We start from the raw sequence: 15377 nt of genomic DNA on the forward strand, positions 1-15377 counted from the left end.
GGCCGGCGGCGGCCCCGTCCGGCACCTGGGGGTGCCCACCCCTCGGGGGGGGGGGCCACGGCCCCTTCACGGCCCTGGGTCAGGGCCATGAGACACCAGGAGGGCTTACGCCTCCTTGCTCAGGTTCGGGCCCGCACCACCGGTGGCGGACTCGACCGGCGGGGTGTCGGGCAGCGCCGACTTCTCCTCGCCGCGGAAGGTGAACTTCTTCTCCTCACCTTCACCCTCGGTGTCCACGACCACGATGTGGCCCGGACGCAGCTCGCCGAAGAGGATCTTCTCCGACAGCACGTCCTCGATCTCGCGCTGGATCGTCCGGCGCAGCGGCCGGGCGCCCAGCACCGGGTCGTAGCCCCGCTTGGCCAGCAGCTTCTTGGCGACGCCACTGAGCTCGATGCCCATGTCGCGGTCCTTGAGCCGCTCGTCCACCTTGGTGATCATGAGGTCGACGATCTGGATGATGTCTTCCTCGGTGAGCTGGTGGAAGACCACGGTGTCATCGACACGGTTCAGGAACTCGGGGCGGAAGTGCTGCTTCAGCTCCTCGTTGACCTTGTTCTTCATCCGCTCGTAGCCGGTCTTCACATCGCCCTGGGCGGCGAAGCCCAGGTTGAAGCCCTTGGAGATGTCCCGGGTGCCGAGGTTGGTGGTCATGATGATCACCGTGTTCTTGAAGTCCACGACCCGGCCCTGGGAGTCGGTCAGCCGACCGTCCTCCAGGATCTGCAGCAGCGAGTTGAAGATGTCCGGGTGGGCCTTCTCGACCTCGTCGAAGAGAACCACGGAGAACGGCTTGCGGCGCACCTTCTCGGTGAGCTGGCCGCCCTCCTCGTAGCCCACGTATCCGGGCGGCGAGCCGAAGAGCCGCGAGACGGTGTGCTTCTCGCTGAACTCCGACATGTCAAGCGAGATCATCGCGTCCTCGTCGCCGAAGAGGAACTCGGCGAGGGTCTTGCTGAGCTCGGTCTTACCGACACCGGACGGGCCCGCGAAGATGAACGAGCCGCCGGGGCGCTTGGGGTCCTTGAGCCCCGCCCGCGTACGCCGGATGGCCTGGGAGAGCGCCTTGATGGCGTCCTTCTGGCCGATGACGCGCTTGTGGAGCTCGTCCTCCATGCGCAGCAGCCGGGAGGACTCCTCCTCGGTGAGCTTGAAGACCGGGATGCCGGTGGCCGTGGCCAGGACCTCGGCGATCAGCTCCTCGTCGACCTCGGCGACGACGTCCATGTCGCCGGCCTTCCACTCCTTCTCCCGCTTCGCCTTGGCGGCCAGGAGCTGCTTCTCCTTGTCGCGCAGGCCCGCAGCCATCTCGAAGTCCTGCGAGTCGATCGCGGACTCCTTCTCCCGGCGCACATCGGCGATCTTCTCGTCGAATTCGCGCAGGTCCGGCGGTGCGGTCATCCGGCGGATCCGCATCCGGGAACCGGCCTCGTCGATCAGGTCGATCGCCTTGTCCGGCAGGAAGCGGTCCGAGATGTAGCGGTCGGCCAGGGTGGCGGCGGCGACCAGGGCCGAGTCCGTGATCGAGACGCGGTGGTGCGCCTCGTAGCGGTCCCGCAGACCCTTGAGGATCTCGATGGTGTGCGGCAGCGACGGCTCGGCGACCTGGATGGGCTGGAAGCGCCGCTCCAGGGCCGCGTCCTTCTCGAGGTACTTGCGGTACTCGTCGAGCGTGGTCGCGCCGATGGTCTGGAGCTCACCGCGGGCCAGCATCGGCTTGAGGATGCTGGCGGCGTCGATCGCGCCCTCGGCGGCACCCGCACCCACCAGGGTGTGGAGCTCGTCGATGAACAGGATGATGTCGCCGCGGGTGCGGATCTCCTTGAGCACCTTCTTCAGGCGCTCCTCGAAGTCACCGCGGTAGCGGGAGCCGGCGACCAGGGCGCCCAGGTCGAGGGTGTAGAGGTGCTTGTCCTTGAGGGTCTCGGGCACCTCGCCCTTGACGATGGCCTGGGCCAGGCCCTCGACGACCGCCGTCTTGCCGACGCCGGGCTCGCCGATGAGGACCGGGTTGTTCTTGGTGCGGCGCGAGAGCACCTGCATGACCCGCTCGATCTCCTTCTCGCGCCCGATGACCGGGTCGAGCTTGGATTCGCGGGCGGCCTGGGTCAGATTGCGGCCGAACTGGTCCAGGACGAGCGAGGTGGAGGGCGTGCCCTCCGCCGGGCCGCCGGCGGTGGCGGCCTCCTTGCCCTGGTAGCCGGAGAGCAGCTGGATGACCTGCTGCCGCACCCGGTTCAGATCGGCGCCCAGCTTCACGAGGACCTGGGCGGCGACGCCCTCGCCCTCGCGGATCAGGCCGAGCAGGATGTGCTCCGTGCCGATGTAGTTGTGGCCGAGCTGAAGGGCCTCGCGGAGCGACAGCTCCAGGACCTTCTTGGCACGGGGGGTGAAGGGGATGTGGCCGGACGGGGCCTGCTGGCCCTGACCGATGATCTCCTCCACCTGCTGGCGGACCGCCTCGAGCGAAATCCCGAGGCTCTCCAGGGCCTTAGCGGCGACACCCTCACCCTCGTGGATCAGGCCCAGGAGGATGTGTTCGGTGCCGATGTAGTTGTGGTTGAGCATCCGGGCTTCTTCCTGAGCCAGGACGACAACCCGCCGCGCGCGGTCGGTGAACCTCTCGAACATCGTTAATCGCTCCTCAGAGCGGTCAGAAAGATCGGGGACGATCCCCTCCCTGTCCTTCCGCATGCTAGTCCCGCAACCCGGGACAGCTCATTCCAACTGCCGACAACCGTCCGGATCACCCCCGCTCGCGCGGGGCGAACAGCCACTGGCCTCCTGCCCGAACAGCCGACAACTGCTCCAACCCGATGGTGCGAGACGATGTTCCCGCAGGCCAAGCGTCTACGCTCACCGCAGGTACGCCGATGGCGAACGCGGCTTCCACCTGACACGCGGACCGCCCCTCCCACTAGGGATGTCTTACCCGCAAGGACTCACACTCCATGCCGCGCGGGCCGGTTCCATCCGCTACGGGCGAACAACCTTGCGCCCCTTCACCGCCCCCGCACCCCCGTGATCGCGCACACAGCGCATTCAACCGCCTACGGCACGTAACCTTCACGGAGGGAGCCAGTTGCTCTGGGCATGATCTCCACCGCCAGGACCCCAGCGGTCCCGTCCGCCGCACCGGCATCCGACCGGACGGGCCGTCCGGCCGACCGGTCACGGTGGTACGAGCGCGAGCTGGGATGGCCGACGACCGGCAGCGATCCCGTCGAACTGCTCACGGGGGTGGCGTTCGACGTACTGGCACTGCCGGCCGTGGCCGGTTTCGCGATGCTGCGACGGGTACCGGACACCGGTCCGGTCGCGATCGAGGGCCCCTGGATGCGGCTGCTGGTGGCCGCGGGCAGCGCCGACGAGCTGCCGGGACTGCTCGACTGGCTGGAGTGGGGCGGGGTTCCCCTGGACCTGACCGCGCTCGGCGCGGGGGGCCGGATCACCGCTCCGTGCCCCACCTCTTCCTGGCCACCGCCCGCGGCGCCGGGAGAGTGGCGCCCGCAGGAGGCCGCCGTATGGCTGCGGCCTCCCGAGCCGGGGGGCGAGGTGGAGCCGACCCTGCCGAGGACAGGCTTCGGGGGCGATGGGGGCGCCCCCGATCTCGTGCGGCTCGTGGGTGCGGCGGCTACGGAGTGCCACCGTGCCCGGTTGCTGCGCGCCCGGCCGCTGCCCAGACAGCGGCGAGCCGGGGAAGGGTGAGGCGCTCAGCCGTTGGCCTTCTCATAAGCCTCGCGCACGGTCGCCGGAACACGGCCGCGGTCGTTGACCTCGTAGCCGTTCTCCTTCGCCCACGCGCGGATCTTCGCGGTGTCCTGGCTGCCACCGGACGCCGCACGCGCCTTGCCCCGGCCGCCCGAGGCCCGGCCACCGGTGCGACGGCCGCTCTTGGTGTAGGGCTCCAGGGCGTCCCGGAGCTTGTCGGCGTTCGTGGTGGTGAGGTCGATCTCGTAGCTCTTGCCGTCCAGCGCGAACGTCACGGTCTCGTCCGCCTCGCCGCCGTCGAGATCGTCGACAAGAAGGACCTGAACCTTCTGTGCCATGAGGTTCCTTTCAGGGAAAACGGGGGTCGGTGCGGCCTTGGCCGCTGATGTCACACCCCCAGGTAATTACACTACGGGGGAATAGCAAACCGCCTTTCCCGAAAAAACACAAACCCCCCCGGGAAGGTTCGACCCATCCCACTAGCGGGAAGCCTGTGGGAAGCCGATGTTCCGGAGCTATGTGATAGGGGAGCGATTCGGACATAGGGCCCGCGATCACAGTTGCAGAAGCATCCGGCTGTTGCCAAGGGTGTTCGGCTTCACCCGTTCGAGACCCAGGAACTCGGCGACGCCCTCGTCATAGGAACGGAGGAGCTCCGTGTAGACATCCCCGTCGACCGGTGTCTCGCCGATCTCCACGAAGCCGTGCTTGGTGAAGAAGTCGACTTCGAAGGTGAGGCAGAAAATGCGCCGGACCCCGAGCCAGCGCGCCGTCTGCAACAGCTTGTCGAGCACCAGGTGGCCTACACCACTGCCCTTGAGTGCGGGATGCACGGCGAGAGTGCGAACCTCCGCGAGGTCTTCCCACATGACGTGGAGTGCCCCGCAGCCAATGACCTCCGCGTCCTCGTCCCGCTCCGCGACCCAGAACTCCTGGATGTCCTCGTAAAGCATGACGGTCGCTTTGTCGAGCAGGATGCGATCGTCCACGTAGGAGTCGATGAGGCGGCGCACGGCCCGCACATCGCTGGTCCGGGCCCGGCGGACGGTGACTACTTTTGATAGTGCGGAGGACATGACCGGACGCTATCGCCCCGTGTCATCGCCCTGACTCACCGGGGCTCTCCCCCGGCTCCCCGAGTTGTGCCACGCGCATCGCATCGCGCAGTGCATCTCGCTGCTCTTCGGACATCATCCCGAAGAACGCGACGAGGGCCGCCGCCGGGTTGTCACTGGCCGACCACGCTTCGTTCATCAGTGCGGCCGAGTACGCGGCCCGCGTGGAGACGGCGGCATATCGATAGGCGCGGCCCTGAACCTCCCTGCGGAGCCAGCCCTTCTGATGGAGGTTGTCCATTACGGTCATGACCGTCGTGTAGGCGATCGAGCGTTCCCGCTGAAGGTCTTCCAGGACTTCCCGCACGGTGACCGGGCGGTTCCACTTCCACACCCGGGTCATGACCGCGTCTTCGAGCTCTCCCAATGGCCGAGGCACACCGAGAATAATAGTGGGAGATGTCCAGGATGTCGGGAGATGCGCGCAGCAAACGACGACGTCCCGGGACGCGGTGCGTCCCGGGACGTACGGGCTGTGCGGAGTGCGGTCGCGGACGAGGGCCGGTCAGGACGCCTCTGACCCCGTGACCCGGCGGTCCGCCTCGGCGCGGGCCAGCGCCGCGTCCACCGCGGCGTCCTCCTTGGCCTTGTTCGCGCCACCCTGGCTCTTCACTATCGTCACGATCAACGCGATGAAGGCCACGGCCATCACCACGGACGGGATCAGTGCGGCGAGGTAATCCACGGCTCCCGGCCTCCTTCTGCTCGAGGCCACCAGATTACGCGGCGCGGCAAGGACGGGGAGCGGATCAGGCCGAGCGCACGGCGGACGCGGGTCCGCCCGCCACCGCCGGGTCCGCGGTCAGCCGGGACTCCTGCTCGGACGGCGGTGCGGGGCGGCGGCGCTTGGGCGGGAAGACCTCCGCGGGCGTCGGCACCGGGCGGCCCGGCCGCGGGGTGCCGCGCCCCGGCTCCTCGCGTTTCGGCCCCTCGCGGTCGCCGCGGTCCGGCGCGGCGGGCTTCTTGCGCGGCTCGCGCTCGGGCTCGTCGGCGCCCTCCGCGGCGCCGCCCGGCAGGGCGCGCAGCCTCGCCGCCGACGGCCGGGGGCGAGGCCGCAGCACGGTCACCGAACGCTCCGCGAGCCGGGCCCGCACACCCCGTTCGGCGACCCGCTCACAGTGGCCCAGCAGCGCCCGGCGGCGTGCGGCCTCACCGCCTCCGGCGGCCGCCGCGCAGAGCGTGCGCAGTGCGGCCAGATCCTCCGGGAGCGGCTCGTAACCGGCCGCCAGGGCGCCCTGGAGCTGCTCCAGGTATCCGGCGGCGGCGCCGGGAAGGGCGGCGCGGTAGCGGGCGAGCTCGTCGAGCAGGAACGCTCGCAGCCGCCCGCCCTCGCGGACCGCTTCGTCCACGGCCTCGGCGAGGCGGAGACAGTCCTGGACCTCCTCAGCCCGGTCCGGGCCGAGGGGTCCGGGAGTGGGGGTGACGGAATGGGGTTGGAGGGCGATGGCGAGGGCGCGTCGGAGCACACGCAGCTCATCCGCGCTGAACGCCATTCCGCCGCGGGATCCGTATGGCGTGGGCATGGGGCGACTTTAAGTGCTAAGCGGACAAATTTCGCGAAGCATAGGAACGTGCGGCGCGTTGCGGTCGGGTGCCCTGCCCCGGGGTGGTCTGCGCCGCAGGTGGGAGGGGGTGTGGCGAAGGGGCGCGGAGCGGCGCCGGATCCGGCGCGGGACGGCGCCCGGGACCGGGGAACGGGTCCCTCATGGGCCGCGGGAGACCCGCCGGGGCGCACCCCGCCGGGCCGTTCCACGGGTTCCGCTTGTCAATACGGAATTCGAAGAGTTGTGTTTCCGCCGCCATCGCCCGGCAGATGGCCGAGAGGCATCGAAGCCCTCCGGGGAATTCGCCGGAGGGGGGCCGCTCCGGGCCGGAATTCGGAATGACTCCGAGTTCGCAGGTGGTGACGGTGACGGGCTATTCCACCGGTCGCCGCCCCCGGACCGGAGCCGGGGGGCGACGCCCGTTTACCGCTCAGCTCCGGGAGACGTTCCGCTCGTAGACCAGCCGGAGGCCGATCAGAGTCAGCCAGGGCTCGTGCTCGTCGATGACCGAGGAATCGCCGAGCACCATGGGGGCGAGCCCGCCGGTGGCGATGACGGTCACCTCCTCCGGGTCCTCCGCCAGCTCCCGCGCCATCCGCCGGACGATCCCGTCGACCTGGCCCGCGAAGCCGTAGAGGATGCCGGACTGCATCGCCTCGACCGTGTTCTTCCCGATCACGCTGCGCGGCCGGGCCAGCTCGATCTTGCGTAGCTGGGCGCCGCGCACCCCGAGTGCCTCGACCGAGATCTCGATACCGGGCGCGATCACGCCGCCCACGTACTCACCGCGCGAGCTGACCGCGTCGAAGGTGGTCGCGGTGCCGAAGTCGACCACCACGCACGGGCCTTCGTACAGCTCGACGGCGGCCAGCGCGTTGATGATCCGGTCGGCGCCGACCTCCTTGGGGTTGTCCATCAGGATCGGCACACCGGTTTTCACCCCCGGTTCGACCAGGACGGACGGCACATCGCCGTAGTAACGGCGGGTGACCTCGCGCAGTTCGTGCAGGACCGAGGGGACGGTGGAGCAGATCGAGATCCCCTCGATGCCGTCGCCCAGCTCCTCGCCGAGCAGCGGGTGCATCCCCATCAGCCCCTGGAGCAGCACGGCCAGTTCATCGGCGGTGCGGCGGGCGTCGGTGGAGATCCGCCAGTGCTCGACGATCTCGTCACCGTCGAACAGCCCCAGGACGGTGTGGGTGTTCCCCACGTCGATGGTCAGCAGCATGGGTCAGTTCACCTCGGCCTCGCGCAGGTCCAGGCCGATGTCCAGGATCGGGGACGAGTGGGTGAGCGCGCCGACCGCCAGATAGTCCACACCGGTCTCGGCGTAGTCACGGGCGTTGGCGAGCGTCAGCCGGCCCGAGGACTCCAGGGCGGCACGGCCCGCGACCAGCTCGACGGCCTGACGGGTCTGCTCCGGGGTGAAGTTGTCGAGCAGGATCAGATCCGCGCCCGCCTCCAGGACCGGCGGGATCTGGTCGAGGGTGTCCACCTCCACCTCGATCGGCAGCTCCGGGAACCGGGCGCGCACCGCGGTGAACGCCTCCGCCACCCCGCCCGCCGCGACCACGTGGTTGTCCTTGACCAACGCCGCGTCCGACAGCGACATCCGGTGGTTGACCCCGCCGCCGCAGCGCACCGCGTACTTCTCCAGCGCGCGCAGCCCCGGGGTGGTCTTGCGGGTGTCGCGCACCTTCGCCTTCGTGCCCTCCAGGGCGTCCGCCCAGGCGCGGGTCGCGGTGGCGACACCGGACAGCCGGCACAGCAGGTTGAGCGCGCTGCGCTCGGCGGTGAGCAGGTCCCGGGTGCGGGTGCGGACGCTCAGCAGCTTCTGCCCGGCCTCGACCCGGTCGCCGTCCTCGACGTGCCGCTCGACATCGAACGCGTCGATGCAGACGACCGAGAGGATCGCCTCGGCGATCCGCAGCCCCGCGACGGTGCCCGCCTCCCGGGCGGTGAAGTCACCGGTGGCATAGGCGTCCTCGGTGATGGTGGCGACCGTCGTGACGTCCACGCCGTGGTTGAGGTCCTCCTCGATCGCCATATGCGCGATGTCCTCGACCTGGACCGGGTCCAGCCCGGCCAGCGTCAGCAGCGCGGCGAGATCGGGGTCGAGGCCGCACTCGTAGGTGCCGTCGTCCTCGGCGGTGGCGGTGGCGGTGTCGCAGCCGCACGCGTCACCGCAGCCGCCGCCCGCCCCCTCGTCGGCGAGGCCGGCCGGGAGCAGCGGCAGGGCCACGGGCAGTCGGAGGTCGTCGGGGGTGCTGCTCACGGCTGGGACTCCGTCTCGGTTCGAGGGGTGGGTGGGGCGGTCGCGGGGCGGACGGTCGGGGGGAACGCGGCGGAGTCCGTGGTCCGGACGTCGAGGGAGCCACCGGGCCGCAGGGTGACCAGGAGGTGGCGGCGCCAGGCCGCGTCGTCCCGCTCGGGGCGGTCCTCACGCCAGTGGCAGCCGCGGGTCTCCTCCCGGCGCAGCGCGGCGGCGACCAGCACCCGGGCGACCAGCAGGAGGTTGGTGGCCTCCCAGGTCTCGACGGCGGGCTCGGCCGTCTTGCCGTCGCGCCGCAGCTCGTCCGCTGCCTCGTCGCGGACCCGGTCCAGCCGCTCGGCGGCGCGGGCCAGGCTCTCGGCGGAACGGAGCACCCCGGCTCCGGTGGTCATGATCCGCTGGATCGCGTACCGGGCCTCGGAGGCCAGCAGCGGCGAGGTGGTGTCCGCGGCGGGCAGCGCGGAGGTGTGCGGTCCGGACACCTCCGGTCCGGGCGGCGCGGCCAGTGCGGCGGTGATGTCCTCGGCGATGCGCTCGGCGAAGACCAGGCCCTCCAGCAGGGAGTTGGAGGCCAGCCGGTTGGCGCCGTGCACCCCGGTGCAGGCGACCTCACCGCAGGCGTACAGCCCGTCGACCGAGGTGCGCCCGCGCACATCGGTACGGACGCCGCCGCTCGCGTAGTGCGCGGCCGGGGCGACCGGGATGGGCTCGGTAACCGGGTCGATGCCATGCGCCCGGCAGGCGGCGAGGATGGTCGGGAAGCGCTGCTCCCACATCCGCGCGCCGAAGTGCCGGGCGTCCAGGTACATATGCTCGGTGCCCTGTTCGAGCATGCGCTGTGTGATGCCCTTGGCCACGATGTCGCGCGGGGCCAGCTCGGCCAGTTCATGCTGACCGATCATGAAGCGCACCCCGTCGGCGTCGACGATATGTGCGCCCTCACCGCGCACCGCCTCGGAGACCAGCGGCTGCTGGCCCTCGGCCTCCGGGCCCAGCCACAGCACCGTGGGGTGGAACTGCACGAACTCCAGGTCGGAGATCTCCGCCCCGGCCCGCAGCGCGAGCGCCACACCGTCGCCGGTGGACACCGCGGGGTTGGTGGTGGCGGAGAAGACCTGGCCCATACCGCCGGTCGCGAGGACGACCGCGGCCGCGCGCACCGCGCCCACCCCGTCCCGCTGGCCCTCGCCCATGACATGCAGGGTGACGCCCGAGGCGCGGCCGTGCGCGTCCTTCAGCAGATCCAGCACCAGGGCGTTCTCGACGGTGTCGATCCCGGCCGCACGCACCGCTTCGACCAGGGCGCGGGAGATCTCGGCGCCGGTGGCGTCACCGCCCGCGTGGGCGATCCGGCGGCGGTGGTGGCCGCCCTCACGGGCCAGCAGGATCTCGCCGGTGTCCTCGTCGGCGTCGAAGCGGGCGCCGCTGGCGATCAGACGGCGCACCGCGTCCGGACCCTCGGTGACCAGCGTCCGGACCGCCTGTTCGTCGCAGAGCCCGGCGCCCGCGACAAGGGTGTCGTCCAGATGCTGCTCGGGGGTGTCGCCCTCGCCGAACGCGGCGGCTATGCCGCCCTGGGCCCAGCGGGTGGAACCGTCGTCCAGCCGGGCCTTGGTGACCACGGTGACCTTCGCCCCGGCGGCGGCGCAGCGCAGCGCGACGGTCAGCCCCGCGACCCCGGAGCCGACCACGACCACATCGGCCTCGGTGGCCCAGCCGGGGGCGGGGGCGCGCAGCGCGCCGACGGACACCGGGGCGGGCGTCCCGGGGGTCCGTCCTATGGCGCCGGCCGTCATCGGGTGCTCCACGGGGCCGCGGGGGCTCCGCTCGGGCGGGCACCGAACGGGCGGGCACCGGGCGGAAGGGACGTCGGGCAGTTCATCAGGCTTGCCTCGCAGAGTCGCTTCGGTACGCATCCCCCGGGCCGCCGCCTCACCGGGAGGCTCCGAACCACAGGCGGATGTTGTCGATCAGACGGGTGGTGCCGACCTTGGCGGCGACGGCCAGGACCGCTTCGCCGCTGTGGTCGTCGGGGGCCTCGGAGAAGTCCACCGGGTCGATGAGCCCGACGTAGTCGAGCACGAGGGGCGGTTCGCGGCGGCTCGCCTCGTCGAGCACCGCGCGGGCCGCGGCCCGCACCGCGGCGGGCGAGGCGACCGTCGCCGGCCCGTCGGGCACGCCCTGGCGGGCGGCGGGGGTGCCGGCCGGCGCCCCGGCGTCCGCGCCGCGCCCCGCGGCCGACAGGCCCGCGTCCCGTCCGGCGAACAGCGCCCGGGACAGCGCCAGCGCGGTGCCCCGCTCGTCCCACGAGAGGTAGCGGTTGCGGCTGGAGAGGGCGAGGCCGTCGTCCTCCCGGACGGTCGGCACACCGACCACCTCGACCGGGAAGTTCAGATCGTCCACCATCCGCCGGATCAGCGCGAGCTGCTGGGCGTCCTTCTCGCCGAAGAACGCCACGTCCGGGCGGGTGAGGTGGAGCAGCTTGGCGACGACGGTCAGCATCCCGTCGAAGTGGCCGGGGCGGGAGGCGCCCTCGAACCGCTCGCCCAGGGGTCCGGCGGCCAGCCGGATCAGCGGCTCACCGCCCGGATACACGTCCTCCGGGCGCGGGGCGAAGACGATGTCGGCGCCCGCGGCGGCCGCGACCTCCAGATCGGCGTCGAGGGTGCGCGGATAGCGGTCCAGGTCCTCGCCCGCCCCGAACTGCAGCGGGTTCACGAAGACGGTGACGGTCACCAGACCCTTGGCGCCGACCCGGGCGCGGGCGGCACGGATCAGCGAGGCGTGTCCCTCGTGCAGCGCGCCCATGGTCATCACCACGGCGGCCCGCCCCGCCACGGCGAAGTGGGCGAACGCCACGTCGAAGTCGGCACGGCGGGTGTACAGCTCGACATCCGGCTCACCGGGTCCGGCCTTGGTCCACAGCTTCGGGCTCATGCTCCTGTCCCTCCCCGGCCGGGCCCCGGTGCGTCCGAGACGTCCGACAGAACGCCCAGCAGGTCCTCCGCCAGCTCCGGCTTCAGCAGTCCATGGGCGAGCGCGCGGTCCGCCGTCGTACGGGCCATCGCCAGATAACCGGCGACCGCCTGCGGGGCGTGCCGCCGCAGCTCGGCGACATGGGCCGCGACCGTGCCCGCGTCACCGCGCGCGACCGGGCCGGTGAGCGCGGCGTCACCGCTGCGCAGGGTGTTGTCCAGAGCGGCGCCGAGCAGCGGGCCGAGCATCCGGTCCGGGGCGCCGACCCCCGCCCCGCGCAGCAGCTCCATGGCCTGGGCGACCAGCGTGGTGAGGTGGTTGGCCCCGATGGCCAGCGCCGCGTGGTAGAGCGGGCGGGCCTCCTCCTCGATCCACTCGGGCTCACCGCCCATCTCGATCACCAGCGCCTCGGCCGCGAGCCGCAGCTCCTCGGGCGCGGTGACGCCGAAGGAGCAGCCCGCGAGGCGCTGGACGTCCACCGAGGTGCCGGTGAAGGTCATCACCGGGTGCAGCGCGAGCGGCAGCGCACCGGCCCGCAGCGCGGGGTCCAGCACCCCGACGCCGTACCGCCCCGAGGTGTGCACCAGGAGCTGGCCGGGGCGCACCGCGCCGGTCTCGGCCAGCCCGGCGACCAGCTCGGGCAGGGCGTCGTCGGGGACGGTGAGCAGCACCAGCTCGGCCCGCGCCAGCACCTCGGCGGGCGGGACGACGGGGACTGAGGGAAGCAGCTCGGCGGCCCGGCGCACGGAGGCGTCGGAGACCCCGGAGGCGGCCACGGGGCGGTGCCCGGCCAGGCGCAGCGAGGCGGCGAGGGCCGGACCGACACGGCCCGCGCCGACGACCCCTACGGTGAGCCTCGCGGGGCGGTCCTGCGGCTCGGGAAGTGGATGTGCGTTCACGCGACAGCGGCCTTCCGTTCCAGTCCTCAGGGGGTACCGGACGTTTCCCCGCCATGCTACGCGAGTGCCCCGGGGAGGCCCGGCCCCGTCCCCAGCCCTGTGGAAAACGTATGGTCCGGCCCGCTCGGCGTACGCCATCATCGGCCCATGGCGGACAGCGGCGGTACGGACGGTCTGATCAGCGCGGAGCACGAACGGGACGAAGAGGCCGCGAGAGCCGCGCGGGACCGCAGGCTCGCGGCCTGGCGCGGCTCCGAGCGGACCCTCGCCCGCGGGGCGGCGCAGGGCCGGATCGGGGAGCGGCTGGCCCGGCTGGCGGCCGCGCCCCCGGCCGGATACGACCCGGACGCCGGGGTGGACCTGTACGGCGACGGCGTCGTGGAGGAGCTGGAGCGGCGGGTCGCCGGACTGCTCGGCACCGAGTCCGCGGCGTTTTTCCCCACCGGCACCATGGCCCAGCAGATCGCGCTGCGCTGCTGGGCGGGGCGCACCGGCAACCCCCTGGTGGCGCTGCATCCGCTGGCCCATCTGGAGATGCACGAACGAGACGCCTACCGGACGGTGAGCGGACTGCGCTCGGTCCGTACTACGGACCGGCCGCGGCTGCCCACCGCGGAGGAGATCCGCGACCTCGACGAGCCCTTCGGCACCCTCGCCCTCGAACTGCCGCTGCGCGACGCGGGCTTCGTACTGCCCCGGTGGGACGAGCTGGTGGCGGTGGTGGAGGCCGCCCGGGAGCGGGACGCGGTGGTCCACTTCGACGGGGCCCGGCTGTGGGAGTCCACCGTCCACTTCGGCCGCTCCCTGCCGGAGATCGCGGCCCTGGCGGACTCGGTGTACGTGTCCTTCTACAAGTCGCTGGAGGGGCTCTCGGGGGCCGCGCTGGCCGGGCCGGAGAGCCTGGTCGCGGAGGCGAAGGCATGGCGGCACCGGTACGGCGGCACGCTGTTCCAGCAGTGGCCCGCCGCGCTCAGCGCCCTGGCCGGGCTGGACCGCGAACTGCCCCGGCTGCCCTCGTACGTGGCACATGCGCGGATCGTGGCGGGGGCGCTGCGGGAGGCGTTCGCGGCGGCCAGTGTGGGGTGGTCGCGGGTCCACCCCGAGGTGCCGCACACCCACCAGTTCCAGGTGTGGCTGCCGTATCCGGCGCGGACGCTGGACGAGGCGGGGGTACGGCTGGCCGAGGAGACCCGGACCACGCTGTTCCACCGCTGGCACGAGTCGGGGCCGCCCGGACTCGCCGTGACGGAGGTGACGGTGGCCTCACCCGCACTGGACTGGACGGCCGACGACGTCATGGCCGCGGCCGCCACCTTCCTGGACCGGGTCCGGGAGATCGCCGCGGCGGACGGCTGAGCCACGGCGGCGCAGCAGCCCGGCCAGCCGTTCCCGGAGGCCCGCCGACGGCCGCGCCGCGGGGCGGGCCGCGCGGTACTCGCGCAGCTCCCGCAGGGTGCGCCAGTCCTCACGGCCCGGTGCGGGCGGGGCCGGTTCGCCGCGCCGGGCGGCCCGGTAGAGATCGAGTGCGTACTGCTGGGTGATGGTCATGACCCGAGACTCCGCCCGGCCGGGGCGCCCGGTCACGCCGATTGACCATCGCCGTCAATCGTGGCCGTGACCGGCCGGAACTCCCGCACCATGGGGCCATGGCCAACGTCATCGACATCGCCGGACTGCCGCCCGAGCGCATCGTCTTCAGCCCGTCCCCGCTCGCCGAGCTGGGCGCCGCGCTCCATGTGCTCTCCGAACCCGGCCACCACCCGGGGCTGCACGGCTGGGCCACCGCGACGGCGTCGGGGCTGAAGCCGGATCTCGCGGACCGGCTCCACGAAGCGGATTTCCTGTGGCGTTCGGCCCGTTGCGACCTGCTGCTCCCGGCCCGCCCCGGGGCCACGCTCACCGAGGAACTGGACGCGCTGGACCGGGTCGACGACGAGACGTTCATGACGGCGGCCTTCGAGATCAGCTGCTCCGCGTCGTACACCCGGTGCAGGACCTCCCCGCTGGCCGATGCGGACGCGCGGGCCCGGGTCCGGGAGATGGCGGCGGCCCGCGGCCCCCGTCAGGCGGCGTTCACGGACCGCATGCTGAACGACCCGGACGGGCTGCGGGTGTGGCTGCGGCGGCTGCTGGAGGACTGCGAGCAGGCGTTCTTCGCCGACACCTGGCAGCGGACGCGGTTCCAACTGGCCGCCGACGCCCGCCACAAGGCGGAGCTGCTCCAGCGCAAGGGGCTCGCGGAAGCGCTGACCGCGGCGTCCCCCGCGCTGTCGCTGTCCGAGGGCGGCGACCGCATCCTGGTGGACAAACTGGCCGCGGGGCGGGCGACGGCCTCGGGCCACGGCCTCACCCTGATCCCGACCGCCTTCGGCTGGCCGCATCTGCTCGTGGTGCACGCGCCCGGCTGGCGGCCGGTGATCCAGTACCCGGTCGCCGTGCCCGAACTCCCGGCGCCCGCCGCCCTGGAGCTCGTCCAGCACCGTCTGGAGGCCCTGTCCCACCCGATGCGGATGCGGCTGTGCCGCACCCTGGCCCGCGGCCCGCACACCACGGGTGAGCTGTCCGAGGCGTACGGCATCACGCCCCCGGAGGTCTCGCGCCACATCACGGTCCTCAAGAAGGCGGGCCTGCTGACCACCCGCCGCCGCGGTCGCTACGTCCTCCACCAGCTCGACCTGACGGCGGTGGCCCGCCTGGGCACGGATTTCCTGGAGACGGTCCTCCGCTGAGGCCCACCGGTGAACCCGGCGGGAACCCCCGCACCCCGGGCGGCGCACCGGCCCCAGGCAACCCGGCAGCCCGGACTCACGGCGTCCGCGTACCCGCCGTGACGACGCGAGGCGCCGGGCGAGGGGTTTGC

General features: G+C 72.2%; 15 protein-coding genes. 3 read left to right on the forward strand and 12 right to left on the reverse strand.

Annotated elements, in window-relative coordinates:
- Nucleotides 1–105: 105 nt before the first annotated feature.
- Nucleotides 106–2631: an ATP-dependent Clp protease ATP-binding subunit gene (locus tag NMK44_RS07680; protein WP_254739734.1), complete on the reverse strand. Its 2526-nt coding sequence runs from the start codon at nucleotides 2629–2631 to the stop codon at nucleotides 106–108.
- A gap of 462 nt (nucleotides 2632–3093) precedes the next feature.
- On the opposite strand from NMK44_RS07680, the gene NMK44_RS07685 reads away from it, so the two are divergent.
- Entirely contained in the window at nucleotides 3094–3708 is a 615-nt protein-coding gene (locus tag NMK44_RS07685; protein ID WP_254739736.1) for an SCO3374 family protein, read from the forward strand.
- Between the two features lie 5 nt (nucleotides 3709–3713).
- Here the strand turns inward: NMK44_RS07685 and NMK44_RS07690 are convergent, their stop codons facing one another.
- The 10 genes from NMK44_RS07690 to NMK44_RS07735 form a co-directional block, all read right to left on the reverse strand.
- The gene (locus NMK44_RS07690) at nucleotides 3714–4049 is read right to left on the reverse strand and encodes a histone-like nucleoid-structuring protein Lsr2 (protein WP_254739738.1); all 336 of its coding nucleotides are present in this window, start codon (nucleotides 4047–4049) and stop codon (nucleotides 3714–3716) included.
- 216 nt (nucleotides 4050–4265) lie between these two features.
- Nucleotides 4266–4787 carry an amino-acid N-acetyltransferase gene (locus NMK44_RS07695; protein WP_254739740.1) on the reverse strand — a complete coding sequence of 174 codons (522 nt, stop codon included), beginning with the start codon at nucleotides 4785–4787 and terminating at the stop codon, nucleotides 4266–4268.
- A 22-nt stretch (nucleotides 4788–4809) separates the two neighbouring features.
- The gene (locus tag NMK44_RS07700; RefSeq protein WP_176182186.1) at nucleotides 4810–5205 is read right to left on the reverse strand and encodes a BlaI/MecI/CopY family transcriptional regulator; all 396 of its coding nucleotides are present in this window, start codon (nucleotides 5203–5205) and stop codon (nucleotides 4810–4812) included.
- A 126-nt stretch (nucleotides 5206–5331) separates the two neighbouring features.
- The gene (locus NMK44_RS07705) at nucleotides 5332–5511 is read right to left on the reverse strand and encodes a hypothetical protein (protein ID WP_254739742.1); all 180 of its coding nucleotides are present in this window, start codon (nucleotides 5509–5511) and stop codon (nucleotides 5332–5334) included.
- 64 nt (nucleotides 5512–5575) lie between these two features.
- Entirely contained in the window at nucleotides 5576–6349 is a 774-nt protein-coding gene (locus tag NMK44_RS07710; protein ID WP_254739744.1) for a hypothetical protein, read from the reverse strand.
- Between the two features lie 451 nt (nucleotides 6350–6800).
- Nucleotides 6801–7598 (reverse strand): type III pantothenate kinase, encoded by a 798-nt coding sequence (locus NMK44_RS07715; protein ID WP_254739746.1) that lies wholly within the window; start codon nucleotides 7596–7598, stop codon nucleotides 6801–6803.
- A 3-nt stretch (nucleotides 7599–7601) separates the two neighbouring features.
- Nucleotides 7602–8645, reverse strand: coding sequence for a carboxylating nicotinate-nucleotide diphosphorylase (nadC, locus tag NMK44_RS07720; RefSeq protein ID WP_374215248.1), 1044 nt, complete (start codon nucleotides 8643–8645; stop codon nucleotides 7602–7604).
- The gene (locus tag NMK44_RS07725; RefSeq protein ID WP_254739748.1) at nucleotides 8642–10438 is read right to left on the reverse strand and encodes an L-aspartate oxidase; all 1797 of its coding nucleotides are present in this window, start codon (nucleotides 10436–10438) and stop codon (nucleotides 8642–8644) included. Before NMK44_RS07725 ends, nadC begins: the two co-directional genes overlap by 4 nt.
- Nucleotides 10439–10574: 136 nt before the next feature.
- Complete coding sequence (panC, locus tag NMK44_RS07730) at nucleotides 10575–11579, reverse strand: pantoate--beta-alanine ligase (RefSeq protein ID WP_254739750.1); 1005 nt, start codon at nucleotides 11577–11579, stop codon at nucleotides 10575–10577.
- Nucleotides 11576–12517 carry a Rossmann-like and DUF2520 domain-containing protein gene (locus NMK44_RS07735; protein ID WP_254739752.1) on the reverse strand — a complete coding sequence of 314 codons (942 nt, stop codon included), beginning with the start codon at nucleotides 12515–12517 and terminating at the stop codon, nucleotides 11576–11578. Before NMK44_RS07735 ends, panC begins: the two co-directional genes overlap by 4 nt.
- A 147-nt stretch (nucleotides 12518–12664) precedes the next feature.
- Here NMK44_RS07735 and NMK44_RS07740 point away from each other — a divergent pair, with 147 nt between their 5' ends.
- On the forward strand, nucleotides 12665–13873 hold the full coding sequence (locus tag NMK44_RS07740; RefSeq protein ID WP_254739754.1) for a threonine aldolase family protein: 1209 nt from the start codon (nucleotides 12665–12667) through the stop codon (nucleotides 13871–13873).
- Here NMK44_RS07740 and NMK44_RS07745 read toward each other — a convergent pair.
- On the reverse strand, nucleotides 13781–14065 hold the full coding sequence (locus NMK44_RS07745) for a hypothetical protein (protein ID WP_254739756.1): 285 nt from the start codon (nucleotides 14063–14065) through the stop codon (nucleotides 13781–13783). The genes NMK44_RS07740 and NMK44_RS07745 overlap by 93 nt on opposite strands.
- A 98-nt stretch (nucleotides 14066–14163) precedes the next feature.
- Here NMK44_RS07745 and NMK44_RS07750 point away from each other — a divergent pair, with 98 nt between their 5' ends.
- Complete coding sequence (locus NMK44_RS07750; protein WP_254739758.1) at nucleotides 14164–15246, forward strand: DUF5937 family protein; 1083 nt, start codon at nucleotides 14164–14166, stop codon at nucleotides 15244–15246.
- Nucleotides 15247–15377 lie beyond the last annotated feature (131 nt).

Origin of the sequence: Streptomyces cucumeris (assembly GCF_024295805.1) — a bacterium.
In the GTDB taxonomy this organism is placed as follows: domain Bacteria; phylum Actinomycetota; class Actinomycetes; order Streptomycetales; family Streptomycetaceae; genus Streptomyces; species Streptomyces cucumeris.

Bases quoted from the DNA above. Each gene is read 5' to 3' on its own strand.
- NMK44_RS07690 (WP_254739738.1), bottom strand. From the start codon at position 4,049: ATGGCACAGAAGGTTCAGGTCCTTCTTGTCGACGATCTCGACGGCGGC.
- NMK44_RS07695 (WP_254739740.1), bottom strand. From the start codon at position 4,787: ATGTCCTCCGCACTATCAAAAGTAGTCACCGTCCGCCGGGCCCGGACC.
- NMK44_RS07715 (WP_254739746.1), bottom strand. From the start codon at position 7,598: ATGCTGCTGACCATCGACGTGGGGAACACCCACACCGTCCTGGGGCTG.
- NMK44_RS07740 (WP_254739754.1), top strand. From the start codon at position 12,665: ATGGCGGACAGCGGCGGTACGGACGGTCTGATCAGCGCGGAGCACGAA.
- NMK44_RS07725 (WP_254739748.1), bottom strand. From the start codon at position 10,438: ATGACGGCCGGCGCCATAGGACGGACCCCCGGGACGCCCGCCCCGGTG.
- NMK44_RS07710 (WP_254739744.1), bottom strand. From the start codon at position 6,349: ATGCCCACGCCATACGGATCCCGCGGCGGAATGGCGTTCAGCGCGGAT.
- NMK44_RS07680 (WP_254739734.1), bottom strand. From the start codon at position 2,631: ATGTTCGAGAGGTTCACCGACCGCGCGCGGCGGGTTGTCGTCCTGGCT.
- NMK44_RS07745 (WP_254739756.1), bottom strand. From the start codon at position 14,065: ATGACCATCACCCAGCAGTACGCACTCGATCTCTACCGGGCCGCCCGG.
- NMK44_RS07685 (WP_254739736.1), top strand. From the start codon at position 3,094: ATGATCTCCACCGCCAGGACCCCAGCGGTCCCGTCCGCCGCACCGGCA.
- panC (WP_254739750.1), bottom strand. From the start codon at position 11,579: ATGAGCCCGAAGCTGTGGACCAAGGCCGGACCCGGTGAGCCGGATGTC.
- NMK44_RS07750 (WP_254739758.1), top strand. From the start codon at position 14,164: ATGGCCAACGTCATCGACATCGCCGGACTGCCGCCCGAGCGCATCGTC.